Below are 21,747 nucleotides of genomic sequence, written 5' to 3'. Positions count from 1 at the left end.
AAACTCCTCTGGTGATCCCTTTGCGCCGGAAGGATTATCATCGGCGCTCGGCGAGGGAACCTAGCGATTCTGGCCGGGTACCCAAAGCACGTCGTCGGTCCCATTGCCATTCACCGCCCGGGCGAGGACGAAGAGATAGTCGCTGAGCCGGTTGAGATAGCCGAGCGCCGCCGGATTGGTGGGCGTTTCGGCGGCCATGGCGACGGCGGCGCGCTCTGCCTTGCGGGCGGAGGCGCGGGCGATGTGGACACGCGCGGCGGCCTCGCTGCCGCCGGGCAGGATGAAGCTGCGCAGCGGCTGGAGATGGGCGTTGATCGCGTCGATCTCCGTTTCCAACCACGTCACTTGCGAGGGGACCACGCGCAGGGTCATCTCGCCGGGCGTGAAATTCTCGTCACCAGGGGCCTTGGGCGTCGCGAGATCCGCGCCAAGGTCGAACAGGTCGTTCTGGATGCGGGTGAGCACGGAACCGTGCGGCGTTTCCGTCAGCGCGCAGACGGCGAGGCCGATGGCGCAGTTCGCCTCGTCCACCGCGCCGATCGCTTCCATGCGTGCGGCATTCTTGGGCAGGCGCGAGCCGTCGACCAGGCCGGTCGTGCCGTCGTCACCGGTGCGGGTGTAGATCTTGTTGAGACGGACCAAGGTGGAATCCTTTGAAAATCCGCCCAAGGCGGATTTTGGCGGCGAAAGCCCTAGCGCGCCATGGCCAGCAGGATCGCGCAGACGATCACCGCCGCGGCCTGATACTTGATGCGGTTGAACATCATCTTGTTCTGGAGGAGCTGGTTCGCCGTGGGCTCCGTGGAGGCGGGATCCCGGTTCAGATCTTCCTTCGCGCCCTGCATGAAGGCCACGATACCGCGCACGAGGCTGACGACGACCATGATCATCAGCAGGATGATGATGGGGATGAGAATGGTGCTCATGGGCTTTGGTGTAGGCCCGCCGAAAGCGAAATGCCAGCAGGGAAGCGGTGCTGCCGAAGCGCCTCGGCGATGGCCTTGCCGTCCTCTCCCGCGCGCCGCCGGTCACCCAGCGAGGGCGCGCCGCGCCGCTTGGCGAGTTTGCGCCCGTCCGGCTCCACCAGCAGGGCATGATGATGCCACAACGGCACCGGCAGGCCGAGCAGCGCCTGCAGCAGCCGGTGGACATGGCTCGCCGGAAACAGGTCCATCCCGCGGGTGACGAGGGAAATGCCGTCGGCCGCGTCGTCCAGCGTGGCGGCCAGGTGATAGCTGGCGGGCAGGTCCTTGCGCAGCAGCACCACGTCACCGAAGATTTCGGGCGCGGCACGCAGGGTACCGGCCCCCTCGTCGGTCCATTCGAGCGGGCCGGTCAGGTCCAGCGCGCCTGCGACGTCGAGCCGCCAAGCCGCGCCTTCGGGGTCGATCTCCCGGTGGCGGCAGGTGCCTGGATAGACCGGGCCGTCCGGTCCCATTGCGGTGGCTGCGGCGGCGATCTCGGCGCGGGTGCAGCGGCAGGGATAGAGCAGGCCCAACGCCTTCAGGCGCTCTCCCGCCTCGGCATAACTGTCCAGGCGGCGGGACTGGAAGCGGACGTCTTCATTCCATTCCAGGCCGAGCCATTCGAGGTCGCGGAAGAATTCCTCCACGAATTCCGGGCGGCTGCGCTCTCCGTCGATATCCTCGATCCGCAGCAGGAACGCGCCGCCCCGCGTGCGGGCAAGGTCATGCGCCATCATGGCCGCATAAGCATGGCCGAGGTGCAGCGGGCCGTTGGGGCTGGGGGCGAAGCGGGTGCGGATCATCGCTGCTGCTCCTAGCCGCGCTGCGGCGTGCCGCAAGGGCAAGTGGCGATAGGCGTTTCCGTTTCGCGCTTCCGGCGGGGTTCTGGCTGTGCCTTCGCCTCTGCCGGTGTCCCCTGGCCTTGCCCTGCCTTTGCCTCGACCGCCGCCCCCCCTTCGTCATTGCGAGCGCAGCGAAGCAATCCAGGGCGGTTCTGCGCGGCTCTGGAATGCTTCGCTGCGCTCGCAATGACGAAAAGTAGGGCCGAAAGCGGCAGGACTTCACGCACACCCAGGCGTGTGGATAAGCTTGGCATAACCTGTGTGCCGGGCGTTGGCAGCCTGAGGACATCCTGTGGAATGCTTGTGGCGAACCTGTGGATTGTTGTATGGCGCGAACCCGGTCCCGGCTTGACGGCGACTCGCGTAAATGCTGCAAAGAAACTCATGCGTTGCCATGAAACCGCAATCAGGGCCTGCGACAGGAGGCCATGCTCAAGTCGGAGCTGATCGAGCGCGCGGCCCGGTTCCGCAGCGCGGAGGATGACCCCTCCCGAAGTCTTTCCGACTGTCCTGCCTTAGTGCTCAATGCGGATTACACGCCGCTTTCCTACTACCCCTTGAGTCTCTGGCCCTGGCAGACCGCGATCAAGGCGATCGTTCTGGAAAGGGTGGACATCATTTCCAGCTACGACCGGGTGGTGCACAGTCCCAGCTGGTCGATGCAGATCCCCTCGGTGATCGCCCTGAGGCAATATGTCAGGCCTTCCGAATTCCCCGCCTTCACCCGCTTCAATCTTTTCCTTCGCGACCGTTTCAGCTGCCAATATTGCGGCTCTCCCCAGCAACTGACGTTCGATCACGTCGTCCCGCGCCGTCTGGGCGGAAGGACCAGCTGGGAAAACATCCTCACCGCCTGCGCGCCCTGCAACCTCAAGAAGGGCGGCCGTACCCCCAAGCAGGCGAACATGCCGCCGCTGGTGGCCCCGATCCGGCCGACGAGCTGGCAGCTTCAGGAGCGCGGCCGGGCCTTCCCGCCGAACTACCTCCACGAAACGTGGCGGGACTGGCTCTATTGGGACATCGAGCTGGAGGCCTGAGCCCTCCAATGCCGCCCGGCGCGGGCGCGCCTCCCGAACTCAGCGCTTCCCCGTTCCGCGACGGCAACGGCTGGCCTCGACGGCCTTCAGGTCGGGATCGACGCGCGCGTCGGCGTAGGACCACGCTTTCATACCCGGCTTGAAGAAGGCGACTTTCCCGTCTTCGGTCTGGAAAAAGTAGGCGCCGGCCTGGGCGGCATAAGTCTTGCCCCCCACCGTGATGCCCGGACCCTCGGGCCGGGTGTCGATGACGACCTCACCGTAGCGCGCGAAGTGGCAAGTGTAGACGGCGGCGCGCTGGTCCGCGAAAGCGGAGGAACCGCTTGTGAAGAAGAGCGCGGCGAGTGCCAGGCAGGGGGCTGTCCGCATCAGATGCCCAGCATTTCCGGCTTGAACAGCCTTTTTCGCGACACCCGCTTGCCGGACAGCATGAACTGCCCGTCACCCAGGTAGTGGACGAATTGCGGCGCCTTCGGGCTGGTTGCGGCGCGGATGCGCAGGACTTCGAGGATGAACAGGTCGTACTGGCCCACCATGGCGTCGTCATGGAGACGGCATTCGAGCTGGGCGTGGCATTGCGGAAGGAGGGGGGCGGCGACATGGGCGGCCGGTTCGCGCTCGATGCCGAGATCGGCGAACTTGTCGCTGTCCGCGCCGCTGCAATTGCCGATCCGCACGACCATGTCGAGCAAGTCGGCGGTGGGCACGTTGATGGTGCACTCGCCGCTCCGTCGCAGCAGCGCATGGCTGTGGTTTCCGCGCGAAACGAGGCAGGAAATCAGCGCAGGCGTGAATTCCAGTACCTGGTGCCAGCCCATGGCCATCACGTTGTCCGCAGACGCGCCGGCATCGTGCGTCGCCAGCAGGACGACCGGCCCGGGTTCGAGGAACTGCCGGGCGTGGGACGGCGGGACTTCGCGCCAGTGAGTCATGCGGGGCTCCTTTCCTGTCGGATCAGGAGCGCCTCAGGGCCGGCGCGGTTCCGCCGGCGCAGCTATGGTCAGTGCAGGGTCTCGATCGGGGTTTCGGCTTCCTCGCCCTCCACGCCGCGGCCGACGGCGGTGGTCAGGGCCACATCCATCGTCACGTTGCCCACGGTGCGCATGAGATCCGGCAGCACTTCCACGGCCACCAGCACCCCGAGCGGCCAGAGCGGCGTGCCCATGGCCGCCGCGATGGGGCCGATCGAGGATACGAAGCTGATCGTGCCGGGCAGCGAGACGGCGCCGAACGTGGTGGCGAAGGCCACCAGGGCACCCGCCACGAGCGCGCCGGTGGTCAGCTCCATGCCGGCGAGCCGCGCGGCGTAGACGGCCACGGCCATGTTCATCGCCGGACCCGTCGCGCGGAACAGCGTGACGGCCAGCGGCAGGACGAACTCCGCGGTCGTGCCCGAAACGCCGAGGCGGCGGCTGGAGGCGAGCATGGCGGGCAGTGTGGCGATGGAGGACTGGGTGGAAATGGCCACGACTTGCGCGGGCAGCACGGCCGCGGCGAAAGCGGAAAGGCGGCGCCGCCCGGCGAAAGCGGCGATCAGGTATCCGGCCACCATGACGACGGTTCCGACCGCCGTGACCAGCACGATGTAATGGGCGAGCGCGCCCAGCGCGGCCCCGCCGCTGCGCACGCCCAGGCCGAAGCCGAGCGCGAAGACGCCGATCGGCGCGAGCGCCAGCACCCAGCCGATCACCACCATCATCGCGCCGGCAACCCCTTCGAACAGCACGGCGAGCGCGCGTCGCGGCTCGTCCGCAAGCCGGGTCGAGGCGACGGCGAACAGGGCGACGAAGACGATCACCGGCAGCATCGCATTGGCGGCGGCGGCGGAGATGACGTTCTCGGGCATGAGCGAGGAGAGGAAGTCGGCGATGCCCGGCACTGCGGCAGGTTCCTCGCCGTGAGTGAAGCGCACCCCGGGAGGGACGGGGAACAGGTCCAGCAGCAGGGGCATGGCCACCGCGCCCAGCGCGGCGCTGAAGGCCAGGAAGCCGATGATGATCCCCAGCGTGCGCCGCGCCATGGCGCCGGCCTGGGCGACGGCGATGGTTTCGACGATGCCGCTGAACAGCAGGCCCGCGACCAGCGGCAGGATCGTCATCTGCAGCCCCTGCAGCCATAGTGAGCCGATCGGTCCGGCCACTTTCAGCACCGGAATGGCGCGCGGATCGCCCGCCAGCACGAGGCCCAGCACCAGCCCCGCGACGAGTCCGGCCAGGGTCAGCTTTCCAGGAACGCGAATATCCGGAATGCGCGAGGAATTTCCGGGTTTTGCGGGACTTGGGGTGCTCATCGGGCTCCTGGGAGATATGGCCGCGCGGGGGCCTGCGGGGTCGGCCTTGCTCATAAGCGGTGCCGCCGCTCTTGGCAATTTGGCGGCGCTGCGGCTAGAGGATGGGCGAGGGAGCCGCGCGAGCGGGCTGCGGACGTCATCCGGTATTCACGAGACAGTCTCCAAGGGGCAGGTCATGAGCAGACAATTCTTCGGCACCGACGGTATCCGCGGCCGCACCAACCAGGGCGCGATGACGGCGGCCATCGCCATGAAGGTCGGCCAGGCGGCCGGCACCCGCTTCCTGCGCGGCAAGCACCGGCACCGCGTGGTGATCGGCAAGGATACCCGCCTCTCGGGCTACATGCTGGAAAACGCGCTTGTCGCCGGCTTCACCAGCGTGGGCATGGACGTGGTGCTGCTGGGGCCGATGCCGACCCCGGCCGTCGCCCTGCTGACCCGCGAGCTGCGCGCCGACGTGGGCGTGATGATCTCGGCCAGCCACAACCCTTACGAGGACAACGGCATCAAGTTGTTCGGCCCCGACGGCTTCAAGCTCTCCGACGAGGACGAACTGGCGATCGAGGCCATGCTGGCCCAGGATCTGGCGCTCGCCCCGTCCGAGGACATCGGCCGCGCCCGCCGCATCGACGATGCCCGCGGGCGCTACATCCACGCCGTCAAGCGCTCGCTGCCCCATGACATTCGCCTGGACGGGCTCAAGATCGCGGTCGATTGCGCCAATGGCGCCGCCTACCAGGTCGCGCCCTCGGCCCTGTGGGAACTCGGTGCCGAAGTCGTGGCGGTGGGCGTCACGCCCAACGGCCGCAATATCAACGACAAGTGCGGCTCCACGCACGTCGACCTGCTTCAGGAAACCGTGGTCACGACCGGAGCGGATATCGGCATCGCGCTTGACGGCGATGCCGACCGGCTGCTGGTCGTGGACGAAAAGGGCAAGACCGTGGACGGCGACCAGATCATGGCGCTGATCGGCACCCAGCTGGCCGCGCGCGGTGCCCTGCGCGGCGGCGGCGTGGTGGCGACGGTCATGTCGAACCTGGGCCTCGAACGCTATCTGCAGGGGCAGGGCCTCACGCTCGAACGCACCAAGGTGGGTGACCGCCACGTCCTCGAACGCATGCGCGCGGGCGGGTTCAACGTGGGCGGCGAGCAATCGGGCCACATGATCCTGCTCGACCATGCGACCACCGGGGACGGCACCGTGGCGGCGCTGCAGGTGCTGGCGGCGCTGGTCCAGTCCGGCAAGCGGGCGAGCGAACTGCTCCACCTTTTCGACCCGGTCCCGCAGCTGCTGCGCAACGTCCGCTTCTCGGGCGGGCAGCCGCTGGAGGCGGCCAGCGTGAAGACTGCCATTGCCGAGGCGGAGGCTTCGCTCAACGGCAGCGGCCGCCTCGTCATCCGTGCCTCGGGCACCGAGCCCCTGATCCGCGTCATGGCGGAAGGCGACGATGCCGGGCAGGTGGAGGCCGCCGTGGCCTCGATTTGCGCGGCCGTGGAAGAGGCGGCAGCCTGATGGCCCTCGAAATGCGCCCCGACTGCGAACGCTGCGGTACCGACCTTCCGGCCGATGCCCCCGGCGCGTTCATCTGCAGCTTCGAATGCACCTACTGCGCCGAATGCGCGGACGACCTTGACGAGCTTTGCCCCAATTGCAGCGGCGAACTGCTCGACCGGCCGACGCGGGCCAAGCGGCATTTCGATTCCGCGCCCCCGTCGAAGGAGCGCAGGTTCAAGGGCTGATCGGCTCCCGCAAGGGCGCGAAGCGGGCAGGGCGGCTTCGCCGGCTGCGCCACGTCTTCGCGCCTTGGCGGCTTTGCGCGATGCCATCCGGCGCATGCTTGCCGAACGACACCCCGGGTGCCATCAGCCCGTCATGACCACACCGCCCCGCATCCTTTCCATCGCCGGCTCCGACAGTTCGGGCGGTGCCGGTATCCAGGCCGATATCAAGACCATCACGATGCTCGGCGGCTATGCCATGACCGCGATCACCGCGATCACTGCGCAGAACACGTGCGGAGTTACGCATGTGGCGGCGCTCTTGCCGGAAATGGTGGCGGCGCAGATCGACGCCTGCGTAAGCGACATCGGCGTGGACGCGGTGAAGATCGGCATGCTCGGCAGTCCCGAGATCGCCCATGTCGTGGCGGAACGGCTGGAGCGGCTGGGCGTGCCGGTGGTGTTCGATCCGGTGATGATCTCCACCAGCGGCTCGGTCCTGGCGGATGCGGCCACCATTGCCGCTTTCGAACGGCTGATGACCCTCGCCACGCTGACCACGCCGAACGTCCCCGAACTGGAGGCGCTGGGCGGGGACCGCGCCATGGCGGCGCGCGGAGTGGCCTATATCGCCAAGGGCGGCGATGCGGAGGGGCCGATCGTGGAAGACAGGCTGCTGCGGCCCGGCGAACCGCCGATGTCGTGGACCGCACCGCGCATCGAGACGCGCCATACTCACGGCACCGGCTGCACGTTCTCCAGTGCCATCGCCACGTTCATGGGGCAGGGCGCCGGCCTGGAAGCGGCGATCGTCAGCGCGCGTGGCTATGTGCGCGCGGCGCTGTTCAATGCGCCGGGCTACGGCGCGGGACATGGCCCGCTGGGACATCACGTTCGCGGCTAGGCAGCGGACAGCCCGGGCAGGGCCTGCCGCAGAAACGCAAGAGAGCCGAAGAACTGGGCCGGCCAAAGCGTGTGCGTCCGGAAAAGGGGCGGCCCGGCGGCCGCCGCCCTTACCTCAGCAGCAGTCGAGATCGTAGAACTTCTGCACGACCTTCCAGCCTTCCTCGCCGGTTTCGCACCAGTGGAACAGCTTGAGGTCCTGCCGGTTGATGACGCCTTCGTCGGCCAGGGCCTCGAAATTGACGACGCGTTCCCAGAATTCCTTGCCGTAGAGCAGGATCGGGATCGGCTTCATCTTGCCGGTCTGGATCAGGGTAAGCAGCTCGAAGAATTCGTCGAAGGTACCGAAACCGCCCGGGAACACGGCCACGGCGCGCGCGCGCAGCAGGAAGTGCATCTTGCGCAGCGCAAAGTAGTGGAACTGGAACGAGAGCCGCGGCGTCACGTAAGGGTTGGGGGCCTGCTCATGGGGCAGCACGATGTTGAGGCCCAGCGATTCCGCGCCGACTTCCGAAGCGCCGCGATTGGCGGCTTCCATGATCGAAGGGCCGCCGCCCGAGCAGACGACGAACTGGCGCATGCCCTTTTCCACCACCGAGCACTGGCTGGCCAGCTTGGCGAGGGTCTTGGCTTCCTCGTAATACTTCGCCTTGGCGACGAGCCGCTCGGCGACTTTCTTCTCTTCCTCGGTCTTGGCCTGGGCCAGGACGCTTTCAGCATTCTCGGGCGCGGGGATGCGGGCGGAGCCGTACATCACCATGGTCGAGCCGATATTGGCTTCTTCCAGCAGCATCTCGGTCTTGAGAAGCTCAAGCTGGAAACGGACGGGGCGCAGTTCGTCGCGCAGCAGGAACTCGGTGTCCTGGAAGGCCAGGCGATAGGCCGGGTTCTGCGTCTGGATCGTGCCTTCCTGCGCGTCTGCGAAGTTGGCTTCCTGCTCGGCCTTGTAGAACCGGCGGTTGGTGACTTTCTTGTCTTCTTGTTCGGTCATCTGCATTCCATGGCCGCTGGGAGGCGCGGCGTCGAGGGATAAGGATTTAATTATGATACGCTTGCGCGCAAGCACGGCATGCGGTTGCAAGCAGGCCCGATGCACCAGTTTCACGGTTGGCCGCGTTTTCCGGGTCATCAGGTGATTCCCCCTGCTGGGAAAACGCTCTAGGCTGCACGACATGTCGAACATGACCATGACACGCCGCGCCGCGATGGCCGGTTTCGGCGCCGTGGCCGCAAGCTCCGTGCTGCCGGTACTCCCCGCTCTTTCGGCCCAGGTCCGCAGCACCGCGCGCAAGCTGGTGAAGCCCCCGCGCCTGAAGGAAGGCGACGTGCTGGGTCTGGTCGCGCCGGCGGGCTTCGTGGGGGATCGCTTCGGACTGGACCAGATCATGGCGACCGTGCGCGCCATGGGCCTGGAGCCGAGGCCGGCGCTGCACATGCTCCAGCGCGAAGGCTATCTGGCCGGCTCCGACCGGACGCGGGCAGACGATCTCATGGCCATGTTCGCCGACGACAAGGTCCGCGCCATCATGGCCGTGCGTGGCGGCTGGGGCTGCGCACGCATCCTGCCCTTGCTCGATTTCGACAGGATCGCGGCGAACCCGAAGCTCTTCGTGGGCTTCAGCGACAATACCGCGCTCCACCTGGCTTTCGCGGCGCGGACCGGCGTGGCCAGCATCCACGGGCCGAATGCTTCCGCCTCGTGGCCGCCGGCGGCCTGGGCTTCGTTCCATGGGCTGGCCTTCGAAGGCGCGACGCCGACCTGGCAAGTGCCCGAGGGTGCGGGCGTCAATCTTTCGGGCCGGGGCAAGGACTTGCGCACGTTCCGCGGCGGCAAGGCGCGCGGCCGGCTGCTTGGCGGCAATCTCAGCGTGCTTTCCGCGCTGGTGGGCACGCCCTACCTGCCGGACTTCACGGGGGCCGTGCTGTTCATCGAGGACACCAACGAATCCGAATACCGCATCGACCGCATGCTCACCCAGCTTGCCCTGGCGGGGATCTTCGACCGGGTGGCCGGGGTCGTCTTCGGCCAATGCACCGGCTGCCAGAACCCCGACGGCGGCTATTCGAACTTCACGATCTACGAAGTGCTCGACCGGCAGTTTTCCGGCCTCAGGGTTCCCGCGTTCCAGGGGCTCCAGATCGGCCATATCGCCTCGCAGCTCAGCGTGCCGGTGGGCCTGCCGGTGGAGATCGACGCCGATGCCGGGACGATGCGCCTGCTGGAGGCGGCGGTTGCGTAAGCTGACGCAAGTCCCCCTGCCCTGCACTTGAGACATGGCGAAGCGACTGTTATCGCGGGCACATGTCCAACTGTGACCTGTGCGTCGTTCGGAACCGGGCGATCTGTTCATCCCTCGATGCGAAAGAGCTGGAAGCGCTCAACGCCATCGGGCGTACCCGCACGATCCAGCCCGGCGAATCGCTGATCTGGGAAGGCGAGGACTCGGTTCTCGTGGCCAACGTGATCGACGGCGTGCTGAAGCTTTCGACCAATACCGAGGACGGGCGCGAGCAGATCGTCGGCGTGGTCTATCCTTCGGACTTTATCGGACGTCCCTTCGGCGGCACCACCGGCCACGGCGCCACCGCCCTGACGGAAGCGACGGTCTGCGTCTTCTCCCGCCGCGATTTCGACGCTTTCGCCCGCGAGCATCCGGCGCTGGAACACAAGCTGCTGGAGCGGACCCTGGGCGAACTGGACCGCACGCGCCGCTGGATGCTGCTGCTCGGCCGCAAGTCGGCCTCGGAAAAGCTGGCGAGCTTCCTGCTGGAAATGGCCGAGCGGTTGCAGCCCCCCGGCTGCGCCTGGAATTTCGAAAATGCCGGCCCGCGCCGCATCACCCTGCCGTTCTCGCGCCAGCAGATCGCCGACGTGCTGGGCCTCACCATCGAGACGGTGAGCCGCCAGTTCACCCGCTTCAAGAACGAGCGGCTGATCGACCTGCCTTCGCGCCGCGACGTGATCCTCCTGGACCACGAGGCGCTGACCGCCGAGGCGGGCTGAAGGGGCGTCGGTCCCCGGATCAGGCCTTGATCCCGCTCTCCTGACGGTAATGCAGGCGAGCCCGCCGCCCCCGTTTTTGCGGGGACGACGGGCATCCGGCTATGGCCGAAGTGCCTGCCGGAACCGGACCGTCTCTCAGAAGCGGTAGGACACGCCTGCGCTCAGGACCCAGGGATCGAGATCGTGGCGCGTCTTCAGCGCCAGCACGCCATCCTCGTAGAACGAGGCGGTGGGCTTCACCCAGTACTTCTTGGCATCGAGCGAGAGGCCCAGCCCCTTGTCGTTGATGGCGATGTCCACGCCGCCCTGCAGCGCGAAGCCCACCTTGTTCGACATCTTCACTCTGTCCACGCCCAGCGCGCGCGCCGTATCGCCCGGCTTCTCGTCGAACACGAAGAACCAGGCCGGGCCGGCGCCCACATAGGGCTTGAAGGGCGTTCCGGTGTCGAGATGCGCCTTGGCGGTCACCGTGGCCGGCAGGATGAGAACGTGATCGACCAGGCTGGCGCCCGCCACGTCGCCGGTGCCGCTGACATGGTGCTGGGTGAAGCAGCAGATCGTCTCCACCGAGAAGGCGTTGCTGAAGAAATATTCCACCGCCAGCGTGGGCACCAGGTTGTCGTTCGCCTTGGTGCCCACGGTTTCGAGCCCGGCGAGCGTGCCGCCCAGCGCGGTGTCGGTGTCGATCGACCTGATCTTGTCGATCTTGCCGTCGGGCAGCACGGCAGTGCCCAGAACCTTGACCTGCCACTTGCCGTCCGGGCTTCCGGCCTGGGCCGGGGTGACGATCGCGGTGGCGGCGGCGGCCGTCAGGGCAGCGGCCGCGAGCATGGACATCTTGCGCATCTTGGGTCTTTCCTGCGCCGCCGGGGCCGCACCGTGCGGGTCCCCCCTCTTGAGCGGCAGCAGGGCCGCTTTGGTCCTCCCGCGCGGCGGGGACATTGATCGCGCGCAAAAATCGGCAGATCGAGCCGGTTTCCCGCCCGTTGATCGAGCGCAATGACGCGGCCGCCTCCAGGCGCGATGGGTCTGCGCATGTGGACCTATCACCCCGAACTGCTTGCGGTGCCCGTGCCGCGCTACACCAGCTTCCCCACCGCCGCCGAATTCGACCAGACCGTCGGCGCCGAGGCTTTCGTGCAGGCGCTGGAGGCGGTGAACGGCGAGGTCTCGCTCTATGTCCATATCCCGTTCTGCGAGAAGATCTGCTGGTACTGCGGCTGCAACACCAGCGTCGCCAACCGCACCGATCGCGTTTCCGGCTATCTCGATGCCCTCCACCGCGAGATCGGCCTTGTCGCCGAACGCCTGCCGCAAGGCGCCCGGGTCACGCGCATCGCCTTTGGTGGCGGCAGTCCCAACGGAATTCCCCCGGTCGACTTCGTGCGGCTGGTGGACGCGCTGACGCTGCAGTTCCCCGCATCGCGCCCGGTCCTGTCGATCGAGCTGGACCCGCGCACGATGGGCCGCGAATGGGCGGCCGTGATCGGCGCGGTGGGGATCACGCGCGCCAGCCTGGGGGTGCAGACGTTCGCGCCGGGCCTTCAGCAGGCCATAGGCCGGGTGCAGCCGGCGTGGATGATCGAGGAAACGACCGCGATGCTGCGCGCGGCAGGCATCGATTCGCTTAACTTCGACCTGATGTACGGGCTTCCCGGGCAGACGATGGCCGATCTGGAAGATTCGCTGGCGCGAACCGCCGCGCTGGGGGCCGACCGGATCGCGCTGTTCGGCTATGCCCATGTGCCGCACCTGATCGCGCGCCAGCGCAAGATCGATGCCCGTGCCCTGCCCGATGCGGAGCAGCGATTCGCCATGGCCGCGCGCGGCCATGCGCTTCTGGTCGAGGCCGGTTATGTACCCATCGGTTTCGATCACTTCGCCCGGCCCGGAGACGCCCTGGCGCAGGCGGCGCTATCGGGAAGCCTGCGCCGCAACTTCCAGGGCTTCACCGAGGACAAGGCGCCGGTGTTGCTGGGTCTGGGCGCTTCGTCGATCAGCGGCTTTCCCGAGCTGCTGGTCCAGAACGAGAAGAACACCGGGCGCTATCGCATGATGCTCTCGCAGGACCGCATCGCCGCCAACCGCGGGATTCGCCGCAGCGGCGAAGACCGGCGGCGCGGCGCGGTGATCGAGGCGCTGCTGTGCCGGGGCAGGGCGCCGATCCCGCGCGACCTGCAATGCGAGGCCTGGCCGCTGCTGCTGCCCTATTTCGATGCCGGGCTCTGTGACAGCGACGGAGAGGATCTGGTGATCCTGCCCCAGGGCCTGCCCTATGCCCGCTCGATCGCGGCGCGCTTCGATCCCTATCGCAAGGATTCGCTGCGACGGTTCAGTTCGGCGGTCTGACGGCGCCTTGCTCCCTCAGGGGCGAATGTCGAATTCCACGCCGAAGAGATTGCCGTCCACCCAGCGCACGAGGCCCCACAGTTCGCGGCCGTCGTCCATCGCCGCGCGCACGACTTCGTTGCAGGCAGGCGGCTGGCCCGCCGCCGCCGCGCTCAACCCTCGTGACGAGACATTGCGCACGATCACGTCGATCGGCCTGCCGTGCGAATCCATCAGCGTGACATGGGCGCAGCGGCTACGGCGGCGTTCACGCAGGATCGGTGTGGGCCTGAAATGCGGATCATCCATTTTCGGCAGGACGGCGAATCGGCGAAAAATTGAAGGCCGGGGCAGGCGCGAATCGGTCGATTGACCACGATCAATGCAGTGCGGAGCGGGGGCTGGCAGATGGGCCGTGCCGGTCGTGCACCGCCAAGTCGAACCTTGCCGGCGGTGGCAACCGCTTCTCCCCGACTTCGGGCGGCTCTTCCCCGCGAAGGGCCGCCCCTCTTTCCGGGCGGGCGCCAACTCCAGACATGAACCGGAAAACCGCCGGGATCCGGCACGATTCGCACGCCGCCAGGGCATGCGAAAGCGTCCGGCGATGCCAGACGCGCTTCCCGAAGAAGAAGCGGATTTCAGCGATTTAGGGAGAATTGGATGCCCCGCGAGGATTCGAACCTCGATAGACGGAATCAGAATCCGTAGTCTTACCATTAGACGACGGGGCATCGGGAGGCGCCCCTCTAGTAGGGCTTCTGATTCGCGTCAAGCACCCTTTTTGCAGTCAGGGTTGCCCCTTGGCCCGGGGGGCGTTAGCATCGCCCCAGGTATCCGCCGCGCACGGCGGTAAGATTTATTCGAACGAGATTACATATCATGGCGGAGCAAGATCCGCCGGCAGCAAGAGTCGATGTGTCGGGCCGCACTGGAAGGCGGCGCAAGGCGAGGAAGGGCAAGTCACGCTCGTCCGGACCCGACACGGCCAAGGCGAAGGCGCGCCCTCCGGGCGGCGCCGCCGAGGCAGGCGGAGCGCCGCGCGAAGAGAAGACATCCGGCTCGCAGGCGTCGCCCCGCCAGCCGGAATCGCGCCGGGCGGCTGCCCGGAAGCGCGGCTCCCGCAAGGGCGCGGCGCGTTCCTCCAAGAAACCGCGCGCCCAGGGCGAAGCCGTTGCCGCCAAGACGGTGCCGGCAGAAGCGAAGACCGTTGCACCCGGCTTCCCGGCGGCCAGCTTCGTGCCTGCCGGCTTCACGCCCGTCCTTCCGGGCGCGAACGGGCCGTCGTCGCGCCCGTCCTACCGGCAGTCCTATGCCGCCATCGACCTCGGCACCAACAATTGCCGTCTCCTGATCGCCCGGCCATCGGGCGAGAATTTCACGGTGATCGATGCGTTCAGCCGCGTCGTGCGGCTGGGAGAAGGCCTGGCGCAGTCCGGCCGTCTGTCCGAGGCGGCGATGGACCGGACGCTGGCCGCACTGCGGGTCTGCGCCGAAAAGCTGATGCGCCGCAATGTCTATCTCGCCCGCTCGGTGGCGACCGAGGCCTGCCGCCGCGCGGAGAACGGCCCGGAATTCATCGAGCGCGTGCGCGAGGAAACCGGCATCGCGCTCGACATCATCAGCGCGCGCGAGGAAGCGCGGCTGGCCGTGCTCGGCTGCCATGTGCTGCTGGAGGAAGGCTTCGGCCCGGCGATGATCTTCGACATCGGCGGCGGATCGACCGAACTCGTCCTGATCGAGAGCACCGGCACCGTGCCGCGTATCCTCGACTGGCAATCGGTGCCCTGGGGCGTCGTTTCGCTGACCGAGAGCTGCGGGCCGGAAGGCACGACGCTGGAGGAACGCCTCGCGCGTTATCGCCACATGCATGGCCTGGTCTCGGAAAGCTTTTCCGCCTTTGCCAAGCGCGTCGGCCCGGCGCGCGGCAGCGCGGCGGAAACGGGTCCGCTGCGCCTGCTGGGCACCAGCGGCACGGTGACGACGCTGGCCAGCCTCCACCTCGAACTGCCGCAATACGACCGCCGCATGGTGGACGGATTGATCGTTCCGGCCGAATCGATGCGCGACATCAGTTCCCGGCTCTCCTCGATGTCGATCGAGGAGCGGCGCGAGGTGAACTGCATCGGGCGCGAGCGTGCGGACCTGGTCGTGGCCGGCTGTGCGATCCTCGAATCGATCCTCGACCTCTGGCCCGCGGCGCGGCTGGGCGTGGCCGATCGCGGCATTCGCGAAGGCATCCTGCGCAGCCTCATCGCATCCCATTCCAGCGGCAGGCCCACGGTAGCCCCCGCGCCATCACACCTATTGGAGAACCGGCCATGAGCCGTTCCGGACGCGATCCCAACGAGCGGCTTCGCACTGGCAAGAAGCGCACGACCAGTTCGGCGCGCTGGCTGACCCGCCAGATCAACGATCCTTACGTGAAGCAGGCCAAGGCCGACGGCTACCGTAGCCGCGCCGCCTACAAGCTGCTGGAACTCGACGAGAAATTCGACCTCTTCAAGAACGTGACCCGCGCGGTCGACCTCGGCATCGCGCCGGGCGGCTGGAGCCAGGTGCTGCGTCTCAAGGCCCCCAAGGCCAAAGTCGTGGGCATCGACCTGCTGCCCACCGACCCGATCGAGGGCGTGACCATCTTCGAGATGGACTTCATGGCCGACGAGGCCCCCGCGGCGCTGGAACAGGCCCTGGAAGGCGCGCCGGACCTCGTCCTCTCGGACATGGCGGCCAATACCGTCGGCCACAAGCAGACGGACCACTTGCGCACCATGGGGCTGGTGGAAACGGCGGCCGATTTCGCGATCCAGTACCTGGCGCCCGGCGGTACTTTCGTTGCCAAGGTCTTCGCGGGCGGTACGGACACCGAGCTGCTCGGCATTCTCAAGCGGCGCTTCACCAGCGTGAAGCACGCCAAGCCGCCGGCCAGCCGCAAGGGTTCGTCCGAGTGGTACGTGATCGCCAAGGGGTTCAAGGGGCCGGCGGACAGCGGCGAATGAGCGCCTATCTGGTCCTGCCCGGCATTGGCGGTTCAGGGCCGGAGCACTGGCAAACGCGGTGGGAAGCCGCCGAGCCGGAGATGCGGCGGTTCGCGCCCGACAGCTGGGACGCGCCGCAGCTCGATCAGTGGATCGCCGCGCTGGACGCGGCCGTGGCCGCGTGCTCCGAGGCACCGATCCTCGTCGCTCACAGCCTGTCCTGCCTGCTCGTCGCGCATTGGAGCGCGCGGTCCGACCGGGCGGTGCGAGGCGCGTTCCTGGTGGCGATGCCGGATCCGCAAGGCCCGGATTTTCCGCAAGAGGCGGCGAGCTTCGGCAATCCGCCCGAGCTTTTCCTGCGGTTTCCGGCGGTGGTCGTGGCGAGTTCGGACGATCCCTATGGTCCGCTCGTCCATTCCCGTATGCGCGCCCGCCAATGGGGCGCGTCCTTCGTCGAGGCCGGGGCGCTGGGGCACATCAATGCCGCAAGTGGCCTCGGCGACTGGTCCTGGGGCCGCGAACAGCTCCGCCGCTTCGAAGATGGTTTGACGGGCAAGATCGAAGACTAGAGCAGTTTCCAATCTGGATGCATCGGATCAACTGCTCCAGGCTTCTGGTTTGCCGCGTTTTTCTGGGTCATCAGGTGATTCCACCTGCTCGAAAGTGGTTCGCGATCGGGGCCGAGGCCGCCTCTACGTCCTGACGAAAACGGCCCGCAAGGCGACTCGGTGGCGCCCGCGGGACCGTTTTCTGCCGGCCTGGCCGGATTCCTAGACCGGGCGGTCCGCCCGACGGAGTCAGGCCAGACCGCTACCGGAAATCGGGTATTACTCGGCAGCCGCGGCGGCTGCGGGCGCGGCTGCGGCTTCGCTGCTGGCGGCGGCGGGCGCATCGCCGGCTGCCGGTGCTGCTGCTGCTGCTGCTGCAGGTGCGGCGGGAAGCGGCAGGTTCGAACCCTGGGCGTTGAGGTAGGCGATCACGTTGGCGCGATCCTCACCCTTGGGCAGGCCGGCGAACGTCATCTTGGTGCCGGGCGCGAAAGCCTTCGGGCTTTTCAGCCAGTCGTTCAGCTTGTCGAAGTCCCACTTGCCGCCAACGCCCTTGAGCGCGTCGGAGAAAGCGAAACCGCCGACGCCCTGGCCGATGCCTTCACCGACCACGCCGTAGAGATTGGGACCGATGCCGTTGGTGCCGCCCTGGTTGATCGTGTGGCAGGACTGGCACTTGGCGAAAGTGGCTTGTCCCTTGGCCGGGTCCGCGCTGGCAAGAAGCGTGGCGATCGGCGCTTCGGCGCCTGCTTCGCCTTCCTGTTCCACGCCTTCGATGGCGTAACCCATCGTCTCGGGACGATGCGGCTTGTCTGCACGGAAGTAATGAGAGCTGACGGTGGTCAGACCAAGACCGACGATACCGGCGAACAAAGCCCAGCCGGCAATGGTGTTGAAACGATCATCCATTTCTTGTTTGCCCTTGCCCCACGGGTGGAGTTTTTTCTCATCCTCTTTGGGTTGAGGCTCTAGAGTTGCCAGCAGGTTAGTGCAAGAGCCATTGCGGACATCGCCTTTGCGGCTTAATCGCGCGGACGCTATGCATTCCTATCCCGAACCCGCTCTCGACCTGGTCGCCCGCATGAACGAGGCCGCTGCGGCCGATCCTTCGCGCGCGGCGGCCTTCCAGGGCGCCCCCGGATGCAATTCGCACCGAGCGGCGTTGGAACACGATCCCGACTGTCTGCCGCTGCCGTGCTTTTCCTTCGAGGATGCGCTGGATGCGGTGAAGGACGGCCGGGCCGACCGGGCCATCATCCCGATCGAGAATTCGCAGCACGGCCGCGTGGCGGACATCCATTTCCTGCTGCCGGAAAGCGGGTTGTCGATCGTGGGCGAGCACTTCATGGGCATCGAGCATGCGCTGATGGCACTGCCCAATGCGGACGGCACCATGGGGCCGTTCTCGGGGGCCTACAGCCACCCGCAGGCGCTCGGCCAGTCGCGTCACTACTTGCGCGAGCGGGGCATCGTGCCGATGGCCTATGCCGATACCGCCGGCGCTGCCGCCTTCGTGCGCGAGCAGGGCGATACCGCGGCCTGCGCCATCGCCCCGAACCTGGCTGCGGAACTCTACGGCCTCAAGATCGTCGAGGAGAATGTCGAGGACGCGGCGGACAACACCACGCGCTTCGTCGTCCTCTCGCGTGAGCCGCTCGATCCCTTCGCGCTCAAGGGCGAGAAGGCGGTGACGACTTTCATCTTCGAGGTGAAGAACATCCCCGCCGCGCTCTACAAGGCGCTGGGCGGCTTTGCCACCAATGGCGTCAACATGACCAAGCTGGAGAGCTACCAGATCGGTGCCAGCTTCGCGGCCACCACCTTCTACGCCGACATCGAAGGTGCCCCCGGCGAGCCGCGCATCGACATGGCGCTTCAGGAACTTGCATTCCATTGCAAGTACGTGCGTCCGCTCGGCACCTACAAGCAGGCCCGCTCGCGCGGATAGGCGATCCTGGTTCGGTCCGGCACGGCGCGCGTCCTGGCCGGGCGCGCGCCGTGCCGTCCATGACGGACAGGCGGCCGCAACCCCTCCTCGATCGCTATCCAATCCTTTCATCGCAACGGCTTGCGCCTGCTCCCGGCCCATGCCAATCATCGGCGGGTAATGGCTGCTAGGGGTCAGATGGCGGGTGCGGCCCGGGACGCCGCGAGCGACTGGGAAGCCGTGCGTGGCGCGGCCGATATCCAGTACGCGCCGTTGCCGCCCTTCAAACCCGATCCTCCGGGGCAGGTTCCGGAATGGCTCCAGGCGCTCGGCCGCATGCTGGAGGCGATCTTCGCGCCGCTTGGAAGGTTGCTGGGCATGTCCTGGCCGGTGTTCTCCAACATATTGATCGCGCTGGCGGTGCTTCTGGCGCTGTTCATCCTCTGGCGTCTGGTGGGCCCGGTCATCGAGGCCTGGCGCGGCCGCAGCCGCGAGGAAGCGCCCGAGGCCTGGGTGCCGGCCGAGGCCGAGGCGCTGGCCCTGCTGGAGGACGCGGACCGCCTTGCCGGGGAGGGCCGGTTCGACGAGGCCACTCACTTGCTCCTGCGCCGCAGCGTGGGGCAGATCCGGCAGGCGCGGCCGGACTGGCTGCACCCGGCCAGCACCGCGCGGGAAATTTCGGTATTGCCCTCGCTTCCGGACAGCGGCCGCGAGGCGTTCGCCACGATCGCCGCCCGCGTGGAGCGCAGCCGCTTCGCGCTGCGCGAACTGGGCGCCGACGACTGGGCCGCCGCGCGCGAGGCCTATGCCCGCTTCGCCCGGCTGGAACTGCGCGCATGAGCGAGATGACAGCAACAGCGCCTGCCGATGCGAGACCTGCTGCGGAAGCCGGTATTCCTGTCGGCGCCAATCCGTTCTCGCGCTGGGCGGTGCTGGCGCTGGTGCTGATCGGATCGGCGCTGTTCCTTTCGCTCTTGTGGATGATCGGGACCGGCACCGGCTTCGGCTCCACCAACGACGGCCAGTCCCACGCCGACGGGCGCGGCCTCAACGGCTATGCCGCCATGGCGCGCTATATAGAGAAGCGCGGGCACCCGGTGGTTCGCGCGCGCAACGTGGGCGCGCTCGACAAGCCGGGCCTGCTGGTGCTCACTCCGCCTGCCGGGGCCGATGGCGAGGATATCGAGAAGATCGTCTCGAAGCGGCGCTACATCGGGCCGACGCTGGTGATCCTGCCCAAGTGGATGGCCTTGCAGCCCGGGCGCGAGCAGGAAAAGGCCAAGACCGGCTGGGTCAATCTCCAGGGCATGCGGCCGCTCGAATGGCGCGGTTTCCTCGATGACGTGACGGTCGTGCAGGGCGAGGTCGACGCCAACGGCGCGAAGGCCCGCTGGCACGGCTTCGGCCTGGAGGGCGCGCTGCCCAGCCGCAAGGCGCTGCAATCGGGCAAGGGCGATACGCTGGTGCCGGTGGTGGAGGAGCAGGACGGGCGCGTTCTCGCCGCCTTCATCGACGACGGCGGCAGCTATCCCGCGCTTGAGGACGCGGCGCTGACAGGTATGAGCAGCGACCCGGAGGACGAGGACCTCTACCCCCTGATCCTGGTGTTCGAACCCGACCTCGTCGACAATTGGGGCATGGCCGACCGCCGCGCCGCGCAGTTGGTGGACGCGCTGGTCGCGGCCAGCGAAGTCGAGCCCCGTGGCACGGTGACGTTCGACCTCACCATGAACGGTTTCGGGCGCGCGCAGAATCTGCTGACCCTGGCTTTCACCCCGCCATTCCTGGCCGCCACGCTCTGCCTGCTGCTGGCCGCCCTGGTGCTGGGATGGCGCGCTTTCCTGCGCTTCGGGCCGCCGCTGGCGGGAGAGCGGGCCATCGCTTTCGGCAAGCGCGCGCTGGTGGCCAATTCTGCCGGACTGGTGCGCCGCTCGCATAGACTGCACCTGATCGGCGGACCTTATGCCGACCATGCCCGCGACCGGTTGATCCGTGCTCTCGCCCTGCCGCGCACGCTCCCGCCCGAGCAGGCCGACGCCGCGATCGACCGCGCCCTTGCCTCGCGCAGGGCGGATGCCGAACCCTTTTCCGCGATTTCCGCGCGCCTTCGCCATGCGCGCAAATCGCACGATCTCGTCAAGGCTGCGCGCGATCTTCACGCGCTCGAAAGGATGCTGACTCGATGACCGATGCCCACTCCCCGAATGCCGAAGGCGATTTCGCTCGGGGCGATTTCGCGGTCGATCTCGCCGGGGTCGCCGTGCTTGCGGGAAGCATTCGCGAGCAGATCGGCAAGGCGGTGGTCGGCCAGAGCGCGACGGTGGAGCATCTGCTGATCGCCCTGCTGGCGCGCGGCCATGTCCTGCTGGAAGGGCCTCCGGGCACGGCCAAGACTTTCCTGGCGCAGTGCTTCGCCGCGACCCTGGGCCTGGATTTCGGCCGCATCCAGTTCACGCCGGACCTTATGCCGGGCGATATTCTGGGCTCGAACCTGTTCAACTTCCAGACCAGCCAGTTCACGCTGACTCATGGTCCGATCTTCTGCGACCTGCTGCTGGCGGACGAGATCAACCGCACGCCGCCCAAGACCCAGGCCGCGCTGCTGGAAGCCATGCAGGAGCGCCGCGTCACGCTGGATGGCACCGCCCACGCCCTGCCGGAGCAGTTCATGGTGGTGGCCACGCAGAACCCGATCGAGAGCCAGGGCGTCTATCCGCTGCCCGAGGCGCAGCTCGACCGGTTCCTGTTCAAGGTGAGCGTCGATTACCCCAGCTTCGAGGAAGAGCTGCGCATCGTCGCGCGCTTCGGCGAGAATCGCGGCGCGCCCAGCCCGGCCGCCTGCGGGGTGGAAGCCATTGCCAATCACGCGGTGATCGAGGCGGCGTCCCGTACGGTTTCGCGAGTGACCCTGGCCGAGAGCGTGACCGACTATATCGTCCGCCTGGTGCGCGCCACGCGGGAGAGCCCGGACCTTGCGAGCGGCGCCAGCCCCCGCGCGGCCGTGTTGCTGGCCGGCGCCGCGCGCGCCCGCGCCGCGCTGGACGGGCGCGACTACGTGGTGCCCGACGATGTCAAGGCGCTCGCCGGGTCGGTCCTGCGCCACCGCCTGCTGCTCAGCCCCGCCGCCGAGATCGAGGGCAAGCAGGTGGAGGCGCTGGTCGCCCAGCTGGTCGAGCAGACCGAGGCGCCCCGGTGATCCTGCGGTC

The 21,747-nt window shown here is 67.6% G+C and carries 24 protein-coding genes and 1 tRNA gene; 14 read left to right on the top strand and 11 right to left on the bottom strand.

All coding sequences use genetic code 11. The annotated features are described in order from the left end of the window. Positions 1-60 precede the first annotated feature (60 nt). The 3 genes from AC1VV3_RS09095 to gluQRS are packed head-to-tail and all read right to left on the bottom strand — an operon-like array spanning position 61 to position 1,768. Positions 61-642, bottom strand: a complete 582-nt coding sequence (locus tag AC1VV3_RS09095) for a cob(I)yrinic acid a,c-diamide adenosyltransferase (RefSeq protein ID WP_482961596.1) — start codon at positions 640-642, stop codon at positions 61-63. A 50-nt stretch (positions 643-692) separates the two neighbouring features. Beyond that, positions 693-926, bottom strand: a complete 234-nt coding sequence (locus AC1VV3_RS09090) for an HIG1 domain-containing protein (protein ID WP_132264465.1) — start codon at positions 924-926, stop codon at positions 693-695. Continuing rightward, on the bottom strand, positions 923-1,768 hold the full coding sequence (gene gluQRS, locus AC1VV3_RS09085; RefSeq protein ID WP_482961595.1) for a tRNA glutamyl-Q(34) synthetase GluQRS: 846 nt from the start codon (positions 1,766-1,768) through the stop codon (positions 923-925). The genes AC1VV3_RS09090 and gluQRS overlap by 4 nt, the downstream gene beginning before the upstream one ends. Positions 1,769-2,235: 467 nt before the next feature. Here gluQRS and AC1VV3_RS09080 point away from each other — a divergent pair, with 467 nt between their 5' ends. Next, positions 2,236-2,844, top strand: coding sequence for an HNH endonuclease (locus AC1VV3_RS09080; RefSeq protein ID WP_132264468.1), 609 nt, complete (start codon positions 2,236-2,238; stop codon positions 2,842-2,844). A 39-nt stretch (positions 2,845-2,883) separates the two neighbouring features. Here AC1VV3_RS09080 and AC1VV3_RS09075 read toward each other — a convergent pair whose 3' ends face one another. The 3 genes from AC1VV3_RS09075 to AC1VV3_RS09065 all read right to left on the bottom strand — a co-directional run bounded on the left by AC1VV3_RS09075 (position 2,884) and on the right by AC1VV3_RS09065 (position 5,134). Beyond that, entirely contained in the window at positions 2,884-3,213 is a 330-nt protein-coding gene (locus AC1VV3_RS09075; RefSeq protein ID WP_482961594.1) for a hypothetical protein, read from the bottom strand. Then, the gene (locus tag AC1VV3_RS09070) at positions 3,213-3,776 is read right to left on the bottom strand and encodes a flavin reductase family protein (RefSeq protein WP_482961593.1); all 564 of its coding nucleotides are present in this window, start codon (positions 3,774-3,776) and stop codon (positions 3,213-3,215) included. The genes AC1VV3_RS09075 and AC1VV3_RS09070 overlap by 1 nt, the downstream gene beginning before the upstream one ends. A 68-nt stretch (positions 3,777-3,844) precedes the next feature. Beyond that, positions 3,845-5,134, bottom strand: coding sequence for a dicarboxylate/amino acid:cation symporter (locus tag AC1VV3_RS09065; protein WP_482961592.1), 1,290 nt, complete (start codon positions 5,132-5,134; stop codon positions 3,845-3,847). 175 nt (positions 5,135-5,309) lie between these two features. Here AC1VV3_RS09065 and glmM point away from each other — a divergent pair, with 175 nt between their 5' ends. From glmM to thiD, 3 genes are all read left to right on the top strand, one after another. Beyond that, positions 5,310-6,650 (top strand): phosphoglucosamine mutase, encoded by a 1,341-nt coding sequence (gene glmM / locus AC1VV3_RS09060; protein WP_132264474.1) that lies wholly within the window; start codon positions 5,310-5,312, stop codon positions 6,648-6,650. Continuing rightward, positions 6,650-6,877 carry a DUF1272 domain-containing protein gene (locus tag AC1VV3_RS09055; protein ID WP_132264476.1) on the top strand — a complete coding sequence of 76 codons (228 nt, stop codon included), beginning with the start codon at positions 6,650-6,652 and terminating at the stop codon, positions 6,875-6,877. The genes glmM and AC1VV3_RS09055 overlap by 1 nt, the downstream gene beginning before the upstream one ends. Before the next feature lie 133 nt (positions 6,878-7,010). Beyond that, complete coding sequence (gene thiD / locus AC1VV3_RS09050) at positions 7,011-7,760, top strand: bifunctional hydroxymethylpyrimidine kinase/phosphomethylpyrimidine kinase (RefSeq protein ID WP_482961591.1); 750 nt, start codon at positions 7,011-7,013, stop codon at positions 7,758-7,760. A gap of 114 nt (positions 7,761-7,874) precedes the next feature. Here the strand turns inward: thiD and AC1VV3_RS09045 are convergent, their stop codons facing one another. Beyond that, a complete protein-coding gene (locus AC1VV3_RS09045; protein ID WP_482961590.1) occupies positions 7,875-8,750 on the bottom strand; it encodes an LOG family protein in 876 nt (291 codons plus the stop codon). Between the two features lie 190 nt (positions 8,751-8,940). On the opposite strand from AC1VV3_RS09045, the gene AC1VV3_RS09040 reads away from it, so the two are divergent. Next, entirely contained in the window at positions 8,941-9,999 is a 1,059-nt protein-coding gene (locus AC1VV3_RS09040) for a S66 peptidase family protein (protein WP_482961589.1), read from the top strand. A gap of 62 nt (positions 10,000-10,061) precedes the next feature. Next, positions 10,062-10,763, top strand: a complete 702-nt coding sequence (locus tag AC1VV3_RS09035; protein ID WP_482961588.1) for a Crp/Fnr family transcriptional regulator — start codon at positions 10,062-10,064, stop codon at positions 10,761-10,763. A gap of 135 nt (positions 10,764-10,898) precedes the next feature. On the opposite strand, the gene AC1VV3_RS09030 is transcribed toward AC1VV3_RS09035, so the two are convergent. Further along, positions 10,899-11,609 (bottom strand): OmpW/AlkL family protein, encoded by a 711-nt coding sequence (locus AC1VV3_RS09030; RefSeq protein ID WP_482961587.1) that lies wholly within the window; start codon positions 11,607-11,609, stop codon positions 10,899-10,901. 189 nt (positions 11,610-11,798) lie between these two features. Here AC1VV3_RS09030 and hemN point away from each other — a divergent pair, with 189 nt between their 5' ends. Next, positions 11,799-13,112, top strand: a complete 1,314-nt coding sequence (hemN, locus tag AC1VV3_RS09025; RefSeq protein WP_482962083.1) for an oxygen-independent coproporphyrinogen III oxidase — start codon at positions 11,799-11,801, stop codon at positions 13,110-13,112. A 15-nt stretch (positions 13,113-13,127) separates the two neighbouring features. Here hemN and AC1VV3_RS09020 read toward each other — a convergent pair whose 3' ends face one another. Further along, the gene (locus tag AC1VV3_RS09020; protein WP_482961586.1) at positions 13,128-13,400 is read right to left on the bottom strand and encodes a histidine kinase; all 273 of its coding nucleotides are present in this window, start codon (positions 13,398-13,400) and stop codon (positions 13,128-13,130) included. A gap of 348 nt (positions 13,401-13,748) precedes the next feature. After that, positions 13,749-13,822, bottom strand: a tRNA-Gln gene (locus AC1VV3_RS09015). 148 nt (positions 13,823-13,970) lie between these two features. On the opposite strand from AC1VV3_RS09015, the gene AC1VV3_RS09010 reads away from it, so the two are divergent. From AC1VV3_RS09010 to AC1VV3_RS09000, 3 genes are read left to right on the top strand one after another with little or no spacing between them, the layout of a single operon-like run. After that, positions 13,971-15,413, top strand: a complete 1,443-nt coding sequence (locus AC1VV3_RS09010; RefSeq protein WP_132264490.1) for a Ppx/GppA phosphatase family protein — start codon at positions 13,971-13,973, stop codon at positions 15,411-15,413. Further along, the gene (locus AC1VV3_RS09005) at positions 15,410-16,087 is read left to right on the top strand and encodes an RlmE family RNA methyltransferase (RefSeq protein WP_132264492.1); all 678 of its coding nucleotides are present in this window, start codon (positions 15,410-15,412) and stop codon (positions 16,085-16,087) included. Before AC1VV3_RS09010 ends, AC1VV3_RS09005 begins: the two co-directional genes overlap by 4 nt. Beyond that, positions 16,084-16,635 carry an RBBP9/YdeN family alpha/beta hydrolase gene (locus AC1VV3_RS09000; protein ID WP_482961585.1) on the top strand — a complete coding sequence of 184 codons (552 nt, stop codon included), beginning with the start codon at positions 16,084-16,086 and terminating at the stop codon, positions 16,633-16,635. The genes AC1VV3_RS09005 and AC1VV3_RS09000 overlap by 4 nt, the downstream gene beginning before the upstream one ends. A gap of 258 nt (positions 16,636-16,893) precedes the next feature. Here the strand turns inward: AC1VV3_RS09000 and AC1VV3_RS08995 are convergent, their stop codons facing one another. Beyond that, positions 16,894-17,523 carry a c-type cytochrome gene (locus AC1VV3_RS08995; RefSeq protein ID WP_134094762.1) on the bottom strand — a complete coding sequence of 210 codons (630 nt, stop codon included), beginning with the start codon at positions 17,521-17,523 and terminating at the stop codon, positions 16,894-16,896. A 130-nt stretch (positions 17,524-17,653) separates the two neighbouring features. Between AC1VV3_RS08995 and AC1VV3_RS08990 the strand changes: the two genes are divergently transcribed. The 4 genes from AC1VV3_RS08990 to AC1VV3_RS08975 all read left to right on the top strand — a co-directional run bounded on the left by AC1VV3_RS08990 (position 17,654) and on the right by AC1VV3_RS08975 (position 21,737). After that, entirely contained in the window at positions 17,654-18,562 is a 909-nt protein-coding gene (locus AC1VV3_RS08990; RefSeq protein ID WP_132264498.1) for a prephenate dehydratase, read from the top strand. 159 nt (positions 18,563-18,721) lie between these two features. Next, positions 18,722-19,381 (top strand): hypothetical protein, encoded by a 660-nt coding sequence (locus AC1VV3_RS08985; RefSeq protein ID WP_482961584.1) that lies wholly within the window; start codon positions 18,722-18,724, stop codon positions 19,379-19,381. Continuing rightward, the gene (locus AC1VV3_RS08980; RefSeq protein ID WP_482961583.1) at positions 19,378-20,727 is read left to right on the top strand and encodes a DUF4350 domain-containing protein; all 1,350 of its coding nucleotides are present in this window, start codon (positions 19,378-19,380) and stop codon (positions 20,725-20,727) included. Before AC1VV3_RS08985 ends, AC1VV3_RS08980 begins: the two co-directional genes overlap by 4 nt. Beyond that, positions 20,724-21,737 carry an AAA family ATPase gene (locus tag AC1VV3_RS08975; RefSeq protein ID WP_482961582.1) on the top strand — a complete coding sequence of 338 codons (1,014 nt, stop codon included), beginning with the start codon at positions 20,724-20,726 and terminating at the stop codon, positions 21,735-21,737. The genes AC1VV3_RS08980 and AC1VV3_RS08975 overlap by 4 nt, the downstream gene beginning before the upstream one ends. Positions 21,738-21,747: the final 10 nt, after the last annotated feature.

Source organism: Novosphingobium sp. BL-S-34 (assembly GCF_056857015.1).
Note: the sequence above shows the minus strand (reverse complement) of the source record. Positions and strands in the feature narration are given on the sequence as shown.